This window comes from Pseudomonas sp. GP01-A4, from assembly GCF_058780865.1.
Map to the genome: position 1 here is coordinate 128,744 of NZ_JBYSWF010000008.1, position 11,752 is coordinate 140,495.

The following is an 11,752-nucleotide window of genomic DNA, read 5'->3' on the forward strand; positions in this document are numbered from 1 at the left end:
AACCGCTTGAGTCAACGCAGCTGAAACCAGGTGGTTTTCAGCTGCGTGTACTTGTCAAAAGCGTGCAGCGACAAATCACGCCCGAACCCGGATTGCTTGCCACCACCGAACGGCACCGCCACATCCAGGGCGTCGATGGTGTTGACCGACACCGTCCCGGCATTCAGGGCACGGGCCACACGGTGCGCACGGTTGAGGTCATCACTCCAGACCGAGGCCGCCAGGCCGTAGAGGCTGTCGTTGGCCTGCTGTATCGCCTGCTCTTCCGTGTCGAAAGCGCTGACGGCAAGCACCGGGCCGAACACTTCATCACGGGACAGGGCCATGTCGCGGGTCACGTCGGCAAAAATGGTTGGCTGGATGAAGTTGGAGGAGCCATTGATGGCCAACTGTTCGCCACCGCACAACAGCCTGGCGCCCTCCCCCTGGGCCTGGCTGATGGCGTGCATGATGCGTGCGGTTTGCTGACTGTCGACGATGGCCCCGGCCGCACTGCCGGGGTCCAGCGGATCACCCGGCATCCAGGCGCGCGACTTGGCGATCAGGCGCTCGACGAATTCGTCATGGATGGAGCGTTGCACGTAGAGACGGGAGTTGGCCGAACACACTTCGCCCTGGTTGAAAAAGATGCCGAAGGCGGCCTTCTCCGCCGCAAGGTCAAGGTCCTGGCAGTCCTCAAACACCAGGTTCGGGCTCTTGCCGCCACACTCCAGCCACACCTGTTTCAGGTTGGACTGGGCGGAATACTGCATGAAGTATTTGCCCACCTGAGTGGAGCCGGTGAACACCAGGCAATCCACGTCGGGGTGCAGCCCCAGGGCCTTGCCGGCACTTTCGCCGAGGCCGGGCACCACATTCAACACACCTTCCGGGACACCGGCTTCCAGGGCAAGCTGGGCCAGGCGCAGGGCAGAAAACGGCGACTGCTCGGCAGGTTTCAAGACCACGCTGTTACCGGCCGCCAACGCCGGCGCGAGTTTCCAGGCGGCCATGTCGAGCGGGAAGTTCCACGGCACCACCGCCGCGATCACCCCCAGTGCTTCACGCGTGATGGTTGCCAACGCGTTGTGAGCGGTGGGCGCGACTTGATCGTAGAGCTTGTCGAGGGCTTCGCCGTACCAGGCAAACACATTGGCGGCGCCGGGCACGTCAACGTTGTAGGCGTCCATCACCGGCTTGCCCATGTTCAGCGAATCGAGCAGCGCCAGTTCCTCGCGGTGGGTCATCAGTAATTCGGAGAGCCTGATCAAAATTTTCTTGCGCTCCACCGGCGGCATCCGTCGCCAGGGGCCGGTCTCGAAGGCCTGGCGTGCGCTGCGCACGGCCAGGTCGACTTCTGCGTCACCGCAGGCTGCAAGCCGCGACAGCAACTGCTGGGTCGCAGGGTTAATGGCATCGAAGGTCGCCCCGGATGCCGCATTCACTGAGCGGCCACCGATCAGGGCGGTGTTGATGAACGTCTGGCGGGCAACACGCTGTTGCCAGTAGTTAAGGTCGAACACGTTGTACTCCCAATGAATGGCGATGGATAGACGAAGGGTTCACTCGGCGATCTGCAGTTCCGGCATCTTCACGCGCAGCCCCCGCGTGATGCCCAGCAGGCACAGGAGCCCAAGCCCCATCCAGCACAGGCCGATGGTGAACGACAGGCTGGAAAGGCTGCTCCACAGCCAGATCGTGCTGAGGAACCCAAGCGCCGGCACAACCGCGTACAGCAAGTAGTTCCTGGTGCCGCGCAACTTCTGGTCGACCAGGTAGTGCTTGATCACCGCCAGGTTCACCGCCGAGAACGCAAACAGCGCACCGAAGCTGATCATGTTGGCGACGGTATCCAGCGTGATGAACAAGGCAATCAGCGAGAACAGGCTGACCAGCACGATGGCCGTGGCGGGCACGCGCTTTTTCGTCACCAGCTTGCCGAGCACGCGGGGCAGCGCGCCGTCACGGCCCATGGCGAACAGCACCCGCGACACGCTGGCCTGGGAGACCATCGCCGAGGCGAAGCAACCGGCGACATAGGTTGCGGTAAAGGCGGTCACCAGCAGTTCGCCGCCCACCCGGCGCATCACATCCACCGAGGCGGCATCCGGGTCGACGAAGCTGTTCCATTGCGGGAACACCATTTGCGCGAAATACGAAACCAGCAGGAACAGCAGTCCGCCGAACAGCGACACCACCATGATCGCCAACGGGATGGTGCGGCGTGGGTTGGGGGTTTCCTCGGCCATGGTCGACACCGCATCGAAGCCAAGAAACGACAGGCACAGCACCGCGGCGCCCGCCATGATCAGCGGCGCGCTGAAGCCTTCATGGTGGAATGGCGCCAGCAGCGACACGGGTGCGGACTGCTCGCTGAGGGTGTGCACCGACAACGCCACGAACACCACGATGAACACCAACTGAGCGACGATGAGTATCCAGTTGACCCGGGTGATGGACTCGATGCCCACCAGGTTCAGCGTGGTCACCAGGGCAATCGAGCCGAGCACCCACACGGCGGTCGGCACCCCGGGAAAATACTCGGACATGTAGATGCCGATCAGCAAATAGCTGAGCAACGGCAGGAAGATGTAGTCCAGCAACAGGGTCCACCCGGCGATGAAGCCGAAGTAAGCGCCAAACGCCTTGCGGGTGTAGGAGTAGACCGAGCCCGAATAGGGATGCGCCTGGACCATGCGCCCATAGCTGTAGGCCGTCAGCAGCATGGCGGCGAGGGTCAGCATGTAGGCGGTCGGCAAGTGGCCCTTGGTCATTTGGGTCACCAGCCCGTAGGTGGTAAACACCGCCAGCGGCACCATGTACGCCAGGCCGAACAACACCAGCCCGATAAGACCCAGCGGCTGACGGAAGCGGCGGGACGAGGCGGCTTTGGGTGAGGATTGATGAGCGGGTGTATCGGTCACGTTTGTTATTGTATTCATGGGTGACTCCTGGAAATGGGGGTGCAGGGCGTCGAGGCATTCGATGGCATCGATGCCGTTCAGCGTTGCCTGATGGAGGTTGCGCACCACCCCTCGCCTGGGGTGGCGCGCTGGTCACTTCAGAGTTTTCCCGCGATCCGTGCGGTGCGATCCACGGCGATGCGGGTCTTTTCAACCAGCTCGTCCAGCTCAGTGCGCGTGGCCACCAGTGCCGGCGCCATGATCATGCGGCCCAGCGTCGAGCGAATGATTACGCCCTCTTCGAAACCAAACGTGCGGCACCGCCAGGCCAGGTCGTTTTCGTTCTCGAAGCGCTTGCGGGTGCTCTTGACTTCGGCGAACTGCAAGGCCGCGAGCAGGCCCGTGCCCTGGATCTCGCCGATCATCGGGTGATTGCCAAACACTTCATGGAGGATTTTTTGCAGGTACGGTCCGGTGTCGTTCTTCACCAGGCGCACGATGCCTTCGTCCCGCAGCGCCTTGAGGTTGGCCAGCGCCACCGCCGCCGCCACGGGGTGCCCGGAATAGGTCAGCCCGTGGGCAAACACGCCGCCGCGCTCCACCAGCGCATCGGCCACGCGCTTGCTCAGCACCAGGCCACCCATCGGCAGGTAACCGGAGGTCAAGCCCTTGGCGATGGACAGGGTGTCGGGCTCGAAACCGAAGTGTTGATGGGCGAACCATTCGCCGGTACGGCCAAAGCCACCAATCACCTCATCGGCACACAGCAGCACATCGTATTGCCGGCAAATGCGCTGGATCTCGGGCCAGTAGCTTTCCGGCGGGAAGATCATGCCGCCCGCGCCCTGGAACGGCTCGGCGATAAACCCGGCGACGTTTTCAGCGCCCAGCTCGAGGATTTTCTCTTCCAGCTGCAAGGCGCAGCGGCGGCCGAACTCGGCAGGCGTCAGCTCGCCGCCATGGGCGTACCAGTAGGGTTCGTCAATGTGTGCCACGTCGGGAATCAGGCCGCCCATCTCGTGCATGAACTTCATGCCGCCCAGGGCAGACGCCGCCAGCGTGGAGCCGTGATAACCATTCCAGCGCCCGATCATGATTTTTTTCTGCGGTTGGCCGACCACTTGCCAGTAACGGCGCACGGTACGGATCAATACTTCGTTGGCCTCGGAGCCGGAGTTGGTGTAGATCACGTGGCTGTAGTGGCCCGGCAACAGGCTGAAGAGCAACTCCGACAGCTCGATCACCGCCGGGTGGGTGGTGTGGAAGAACATGTTGTAGTACGCCAACTGGTCCATCTGGGCGGCAGCGGCAGCGGTCAAGTCCCTGCGACCGTAACCCAGCTGGGTGCACCACAGGCCCGACATGCCGTCCAGGTAACGCTTGCCTTCGCTGTCCCACAGGTAAAGGCCCTCACCGCGCACCATCACCCGCGGGCCTTCGGCATTCAGCGCTTTTTGATCGACAAATGCATGGATGTGGTGGGCCGCATCCGACTTCTGGTAGTCCTCGGTCAGGCGGTTCAGTTGGGCGGGTACGTTCATGGTATTTCTCTCTTATTAGTAGTGACGCAAGGGCGAGCAACGCCGCTCAGCGGTGCTTGCTCATGTAGCTTTCAAGGGGGTCTTTGCTCAGCACTCCCTGGGCTTCGGCCAGCGAATCGATAAACAGGGCAAACAATTCCGATTGCGCGCCGATATCGAGCTTGGTGTAGATGTGTTTGCGGTGGGACTTGATGGTGTCTTCCGAGACGTCGAGGCGTTCGGCCAGCGAACGGGTGGAATGCCCGCGCAGGATCAGTTGGGCGATCCGGCATTCCCGCTCGGTCAATATCGACGAGCCGAAGTTGTTCAGCGCCGAGTGAATGCGCTGCTCCAGCAGGTTTTCGAATCGCGCCCCCTGGGCATCCAGGCCAACGAAATGCTTGCCCAGCACCGCCAGCACCCACGGCGCGATGCGTTTGAATTGGCCGGTGATGGTGGCGTCGAGCTTTTGCGTAAAGGCCAGCGACACCGCCAGGCTCGAGCCGTTGCTCGACTGCAGGATGTAGTTCAGCTCATCCTCCAGATGCGAGTGGCGGTAAAACGACTGGAAGTATTCGCTGAGCTCGAAGTGATCGGGGGCGACCTCGGCCAGCTCGTAACACCCGGAGCTGACGCCCTCCACACAGGCCCCGTAAAACGGGTCGAGCAGATAAAACCCCGACAGGTACTGGCGCACATTGCCTTGTGGCAACCATGGCCCGTCCAGCTCGAACAGCGCACTGGGCATGCCGCCGCGCGGGTAGAAATACAGCGTGGTGGCCTGGATCGGCTGGAGATAACCGAGAGCCTCGAACAAGGTCGCGGCGAACCCCGGCTGCCCGATGCTGTCGGTCACCCGGGCCATCTGTTCGAACCATTGCGCAGAAGAAAGCCGGTCGTTTTCCACTTCAAACACTCGCTGAAAGAACTGCAAGGATGGTTGCACACCCGCTCCATCCTCGAAATCACCCGATAGGGTGAGCCTGCATCCGATATTTATGCTCACTTCCCAGCTTAATAATATTTTATTAAAAACCGCCCTCCCCCTAGCCTTGAAGCCATGCCCAAGCTGAATCCAACTGCATTACGCAAGGACAGACACATGACTCAAGCAATAACAAAAACAGACACGCTGGTGGTGGGAGCCGGTCAGGCTGGCGTCGCCATGAGCGAGCACCTGAGCAAGCAAGGCGTGCCGCACCTGGTGCTGGAGCGCAGCCGTATCGCCGAGCGCTGGCGCACCGGCCGCTGGGATTCGCTGGTCGCCAACGGCCCGGCCTGGCATGACCGTTTTCCGGGCCTGGCCTTCGATAACGTCGCCCCCGATGGCTTTGCGCCGAAAGAGCGTGTGGCGGACTACTTCGAAGCCTATGCACGCAAGTTCAATGCACCGATTCGTACCGGCGTCGACGTGACCTCGGTGGTGCGCAATATCGGTCGCCCCGGCTTCACCATCCACACCAGCGAAGGCGTGATCGAAGCCAACCGCGTGGTGGCGGCCACCGGGCCGTTCCAGAAGCCGGTGATTCCGGCGATTGCCCCTCAAGACAGCGCGCTGCACCAGATCCACTCCGCCGACTACCGCAACCCCGCGCAACTGCCGGCCGGCGCGGTGCTGGTGGTGGGGGCGGGTTCCTCCGGGGTGCAGATCGCCGACGAACTGCAACGCTCCGGGCGCCAGGTGTACCTGTCGGTGGGTGCTCACGACCGCCCACCGCGTGCCTATCGCAACCGCGATTTCTGCTGGTGGCTGGGCGTGTTGGGTGAGTGGGACCAGGCCGCGATGAAACCCGGCCGCGAGCACGTGACCATTGCGGTGAGCGGCGCCCACGGCGGCAAGACCATCGACTTCCGCGAGCTGGCCCAACAAGGCATGACCCTGGTCGGCCTGACCCAATCCTTCAACGGCAGCGTTGCGAGCTTCCAGCCCAACCTGGTGGAAAACCTGGCCCGCGGCGATGAGAACTACCTGGCCCTGCTGGATGCGGCGGATGCCTATATCGAGCGTAACGGCCTCGACCTGCCGCCAGAGCCCGAAGCGCGTCGCGTATTTCCCGATGCCGAGTGCATCAAGCAGCCGATCCTGGAACTGAACCTGGCCAAGGCCGGTATCACTTCAATCATCTGGGCCACCGGCTTTGCCGTGGATTACAGCTGGCTGAAGGTCGATGCATTTGACGCCGCCGGCAAGCCGCAGCACCAGCGCGGCGTAGCCAGCGAGTCAGGCATCTACTTCCTCGGTTTGCCATGGCAGTCGCGCCGGGGCTCGTCGTTTATCTGGGGCGTGTGGCATGACGCCAAGTACGTGGCCGACCATATCGCCATCCAGCGCCAATACCTTGAGTACCGCGAACCGGCACCGGTTGTTCACACCTCACCTGTCAGCGCCTGATCACTTTTTTCTGGAGTTTTTTTGATGCCTACTCACACTCGCATCCGCATGTTCAACACCAAGGAAACCTACCCTAACCAGAGCCTGGACAATGACCTGTGCCAGGCCGTACGCGCCGGCAACACGGTGTATGTACGGGGCCAGGTGGGCACCGATTTCGACGGCAACCTGATCGGCCTTGGCGACCCGCGCGCGCAAGCCGAACAGGCAATGAAAAACGTCAAGCAACTGCTGGAAGAGGCCGGCAGCGACCTGAGCCACATCGTCAAGACCACCACCTACCTGATCGACCCGCGCTACCGCGAGCCGGTGTACCAGGAAGTCGGCAAGTGGCTAAAAGGCGTGTTCCCGATCTCCACCGGGTTGGTGGTTTCGGCCCTGGGCCAGCCACAGTGGCTGATGGAAATCGACGTGATTGCAGTCATTCCCGAGTAACCCAAGGAGGCACGACATGACCTTTTCAATCGTCGCCCGCTGCGCGGAAACCGGCCAGATGGGCATTGCCATCAGCTCATCGAGCATCGCCGTGGGCGCCCGCTGCCCATGGCTGCGGCCCGGCGTGGGTGCGGTCTCGACCCAGAACATCACCCTGCCCGCCCTGGGCCCGGACGTACTCGATCTATTGGAGCAAGGCCTTGCCCCTGCCGATGCCGTAGACAAGGCCCTGACCCGCAACGGCTACAGCCAATACCGGCAACTGACGGCGATTGATCACCTCGGGCGCACGGTGCATTTCAGCGGCAACGAAACCCTTGGCACCCACAATGCGGTGTCGGGCGAACAGTGCGTGGCCGCCGGCAATATGCTCGCCGACCGCGCGGTGATCGAGGCGATGGTCAAGGCCTTCGAGCAAGGCGAAGGCCAACTGGCAGACCGCCTGCTGGCCGCGATGCATGCAGCCATTGCCGCCGGGGGCGAAGCCGGGCCGGTGCATTCCGCCGCGCTGGTGGTGGTGGGCGAGCTGACCTGGCCGATCATCAACCTGCGGGTGGATTGGGCCGACGAGCAGCCGATCGCCGAGCTGCAAAAGCTCTGGGACGCCTACCGTCCACAGGTGCAGGACTACATCGACCGCGCCCTCGCCCCGGACCGCTCCCCTGGCTACGGCGTGGCCGGAGACGACCGATGAGCACCAGCCGGGAACTGCTGCAGGCGCTGGTGGGGTTTGATACCACCAGCCGCGAATCCAACCTGAAGCTGATCGAGTTCGTGCGCGATTACCTGGCAGGGTTCGGCGTGCCTTGCGAGTTGATCTACAACGATGAGCGCAGCAAGGCCAATCTGTTCGCCACCCTCGGCCCGGCGAATGTGCCCGGGATTGTGCTGTCAGGGCACACCGATGTGGTGCCGGTGGATGGCCAGCCGTGGACGTTGCCGCCGTTTGAGTTGACCGAACGCGACGGCAAGCTGTTTGGCCGGGGCACGGCGGACATGAAGGGCTACATCGCCTGTGTACTGGCGCTGGTGCCGGCCTTGGCAAGCGCAGACTTGCGCATGCCGGTGCACATCGCCCTGTCCTACGACGAGGAAGTCGGCTGCCTTGGGGTGCGTTCGTTGCTCAAGGTGCTGGAACAATGGCCGGTGAAACCACTGCTGTGCATTATCGGCGAGCCCACCGAGTTGAAGCCGGTGCTGGGCCATAAAGGCAAGCTCGCCATGCGCTGTGAAGTGCATGGCGAGGCCTGCCATTCGGCGTATGCGCCCCAGGGCGTGAATGCGATCGAGTATGCGGCCGAGTTGATTGGTGAGCTGGGGCGAATCGGCCAGCGGCTCAAGGTGCATCAGGACGAGCGCTTTGACCCGCCGTTCAGCACCGTGCAAACCGGGGTGATCTCCGGGGGCAAGGCGTTGAATATCGTGCCTGCCGATTGCCGTTTTGACTTTGAAGTGCGCGCCCTGCCCTCGATGGACCCCGGTGAAGTGGCCGAGGAGCTGCAAGCCTATGCGATGCAGCAGGTGTTGCCGCGGATGCAGGCGGTGAGCCGGCAGAGTGCGATTCGCTTCAGTGAGTTGTCGGCGTACCCGGGGCTGGCCACCGACCAGCGCAGCCAGGCGGCGGAGCTGATTGCGGCGTTTTGCGGCTCGCGGGAATTTGGCACCGTGGCGTTCGGGACCGAGGGTGGGTTGTTTGATGCGGCGGGCATTCCGACGGTGGTGTGCGGGCCTGGGAGCATGGACCAGGGGCATAAGCCGGATGAGTTTGTGAGTGTTGCGCAACTGAAGGCTTGCGATGCCATGTTGTTGCGCATGCTCGACTCGATTCGCGCCTGAAACGCGGGCCAAATGTGGGAGCGGGCTTGCTCGCGAATGCGGTGTGACAGTCACCCGATGTATTGACTGATCCACCGCTTTCGCGAGCAAGCCCGCTCCCACATTTTTAGTTCTGTGTCTAACCTAACAACCGCGCCAGCTCTTCCCGGCAATACTCCACAAACAACTGCACCGGCTTGGTCAACGGCGCCCGCCGCAACCACACCGCCGACAACCCCGACCCCGTCACCGTCTCCGCCAACGGCACGCACACCAGCTTCTGCCCGTCATAGGAATACGGCGAAAACGGCTTGGTCACCAGGATCGAAAACCCGAACCCGCGCCCCACCATCCCGCGCACCATCTCGATCGACGGCGAACTGAAGACAATATTCGGCGTCAGCCCACGCTCTTCAAAGATGCTCACGAAGTACGTCCGGCTCGGCAGCACATCCAGCAAAATCATCGGTTCCAGCACCAAGTCCGCCAACGACACCTTGGCCTGTTGCGCAAACCGGTGATCCGCCGGCAGCAACGCATAGGGTTGCTGCGGCGGCATCAGCGGCGTGGTCTCGATGGCGCTGCCCAGGTCATGCTCAAACAGCATCGCCACATCGATACTGCCGGCCGTCAGCGCCTGCACCAGTTCCTGTTGTTCGCCATCGCGCAGACGGATTTCCACCCCCGGCCAACGCTCCCGGAAACCGGCAATCAAGCGCGGCAAATACAGCGGTGCCACGGTTTCGAAGCAACCGATATCGATCTGCCCCGCCACCACGTCATTGTCTGCCAGGGCGTTCTGCTCAAACTCATGGGCCACCCGCAGCAGCTCCAGGGCCTTGCGATAGAACCGCGCACCGCTCGGCGTCAGTGACACCCCTTGGGCATGATGGCGGATAAACAGCTGCACACCGAAGCTGTCTTCCAACTGCTTGATGGCCGTCGACACCGACGGTTGCGCGATATAGAGCTTGCGCGAGGCCTCTGCCACGCTGCCGCACTCGGCCGTGGTTACAAAATATCTGAGCTGGCGCAGGTTATAGGCAGCCATCGGGACCTCCATAAACGTGGGATTTCGCCCCAAACAAGTGCGTGAAAATCGGCTTTTTCACACTGATTCAAGTGCATGCAACATACCGGAGCAAAAAACCCCGCGAGATATTATTTTTAAGGTCTATAGCAACAAACTTACTAATTTACCTCCCTGTGACCATTGCACATGATCACTCCAACAACAAAAGCGACGCACACGCGCCGCCCAGCGAAGTACGTCAACGTACTCACCTTGCCTTGGAGCTCGTCATGGTTACCACTGCAACATCCTCCGCCCCGCTTATCGAAAAACACACGATTGGATACGTGCCCCCGGAAGATCGCCACGGAAAGGTAAGAGACCTGTTCACCCTGTGGTTCGGCGGCAACATCGCGCCGTTGCCCATCGTCACCGGCGCGCTGGCCGTGCAACTGTTCGGCCTTAACCTGGTGTGGGGCATCATCGCCATCCTCGTCGGCCACCTCGTCGGCGGCGTGCTGATGGCGCTGCACTCGGCCCAGGGCCCGCAGATGGGCATCCCGCAAATGATCCAGAGCCGCGCCCAGTTCGGCTCCCTTGGCGCACTGCTGGTGGTGGTGATCGCCGGCGTGATGTACATCGGCTTCTTCGCCTCCAACATCGTATTGGCGGGCAAATCCCTGCACGGCGTCGTCGACGTGATCCCGGTACCGGTAGGCATCGTCATCGGCGCCATCGGCTCCGGGATCATCGGCATCATCGGCTACCGCTTCATCCACGTCCTCAACCGCATCGGTACCTGGGTGCTGGGCGCGGGCATCGTGCTGGGTTTTGGCTACATCTTCACCCATGTGCAGACGGCCGACTTCCTGACGCGCGGTAACTTCAACATCTCCGGCTGGCTGGCCACCGTGTCGCTGGCCGCGCTGTGGCAAATCGCGTTTGCGCCGTATGTGTCTGACTACTCACGCTACCTGCCGGCGGATGTGCCGGTGGCGTCGACCTTCTGGACCACCTATCTGGGCACCGTGCTCGGTTCCAGCCTGTCGTTCATCTTTGGTGCGGTTGCGGTACTGGCTACGCCGGTGGGCATGGACACCATGGACGCGGTCAAACTGGCGACCGGCTCCATTGGCCCGCTGATGCTGTTGCTGTTCCTGCTCAGCGTGATCAGCCACAACGCACTTAACCTGTACGGCGCCGTGCTGTCATTGATCACCCTGGTACAGACCTTTGCCTACCGCTGGATCCCGACCGCCAAGTCGCGTGCCGTGATCTCGGTGCTGGTGCTGGCGGCGTGCTCGATTGCGGCGGTGTTTGCGTCGAAGGATTTTATCGGGCACTTCGTGGACATGGTGCTGGTGTTGTTGGTGGTACTGGTGCCGTGGACGGCGATCAACCTGATCGACTTCTATGCGATCCATAAGGGCAAGTACGACATCGGTTCGATCTTTCGCGTGGATGGCGGGATTTATGGCCGGTACAACCCCCAGGCGCTGGTGGCCTATGCGGTGGGGATTGTGGTGCAGATTCCGTTTATGAATACGCCGCTGTATGTCGGGCCGATTTCGGCGCATATCAACGGGGCGGATTTGTCCTGGTTGGTGGGGTTGGTGGTGACGTCGCCGTTGTATTTCTGGTTGGCGAGTCGGGACAGTGCGTATAAGCGTCGGTTGGAGGGGGGGAAGTTGGTGGG

At 62.1% G+C, this 11,752-nt stretch carries 10 protein-coding genes; 5 read left to right on the plus strand and 5 right to left on the minus strand.

Features of this window, described 5'->3' with window-relative positions:
* Positions 1–11 precede the first annotated feature (11 nt).
* From AC3WKX_RS08050 to AC3WKX_RS08065, 4 genes are all read right to left on the minus strand, one after another.
* Entirely contained in the window at positions 12–1,502 is a 1,491-nt protein-coding gene (locus AC3WKX_RS08050) for an aldehyde dehydrogenase (RefSeq protein ID WP_102606141.1), read from the minus strand.
* A gap of 39 nt (positions 1,503–1,541) precedes the next feature.
* Complete coding sequence (locus AC3WKX_RS08055; RefSeq protein ID WP_023658770.1) at positions 1,542–2,921, minus strand: APC family permease; 1,380 nt, start codon at positions 2,919–2,921, stop codon at positions 1,542–1,544.
* Positions 2,922–3,040: 119 nt separating this feature from the next.
* Positions 3,041–4,423, minus strand: a complete 1,383-nt coding sequence (locus tag AC3WKX_RS08060) for an aspartate aminotransferase family protein (protein WP_102606140.1) — start codon at positions 4,421–4,423, stop codon at positions 3,041–3,043.
* 46 nt (positions 4,424–4,469) lie between these two features.
* Entirely contained in the window at positions 4,470–5,309 is an 840-nt protein-coding gene (locus AC3WKX_RS08065; protein ID WP_102606148.1) for a helix-turn-helix domain-containing protein, read from the minus strand.
* 153 nt (positions 5,310–5,462) lie between these two features.
* Between AC3WKX_RS08065 and AC3WKX_RS08070 the strand changes: the two genes are divergently transcribed.
* Genes AC3WKX_RS08070 through argE form a run of 4 tightly spaced genes read left to right on the plus strand, consistent with a single transcriptional unit; the run spans position 5,463 to position 9,065 of the window.
* Entirely contained in the window at positions 5,463–6,794 is a 1,332-nt protein-coding gene (locus AC3WKX_RS08070) for a flavin-containing monooxygenase (RefSeq protein ID WP_371858919.1), read from the plus strand.
* A gap of 24 nt (positions 6,795–6,818) precedes the next feature.
* The gene (locus AC3WKX_RS08075; protein ID WP_003207327.1) at positions 6,819–7,229 is read left to right on the plus strand and encodes a RidA family protein; all 411 of its coding nucleotides are present in this window, start codon (positions 6,819–6,821) and stop codon (positions 7,227–7,229) included.
* 16 nt (positions 7,230–7,245) lie between these two features.
* Positions 7,246–7,923, plus strand: a complete 678-nt coding sequence (locus AC3WKX_RS08080) for a DUF1028 domain-containing protein (RefSeq protein WP_003207324.1) — start codon at positions 7,246–7,248, stop codon at positions 7,921–7,923.
* Positions 7,920–9,065: an acetylornithine deacetylase gene (argE, locus tag AC3WKX_RS08085; protein ID WP_102606138.1), complete on the plus strand. Its 1,146-nt coding sequence runs from the start codon at positions 7,920–7,922 to the stop codon at positions 9,063–9,065. The genes AC3WKX_RS08080 and argE overlap by 4 nt, the downstream gene beginning before the upstream one ends.
* A 118-nt stretch (positions 9,066–9,183) precedes the next feature.
* Here the strand turns inward: argE and AC3WKX_RS08090 are convergent, their stop codons facing one another.
* Entirely contained in the window at positions 9,184–10,095 is a 912-nt protein-coding gene (locus AC3WKX_RS08090; protein WP_003210159.1) for a LysR substrate-binding domain-containing protein, read from the minus strand.
* 251 nt (positions 10,096–10,346) lie between these two features.
* On the opposite strand from AC3WKX_RS08090, the gene AC3WKX_RS08095 reads away from it, so the two are divergent.
* On the plus strand, positions 10,347–11,752 hold a 1,406-nt coding region (locus AC3WKX_RS08095), incomplete at its 3' end, for a purine-cytosine permease family protein (protein ID WP_102651326.1).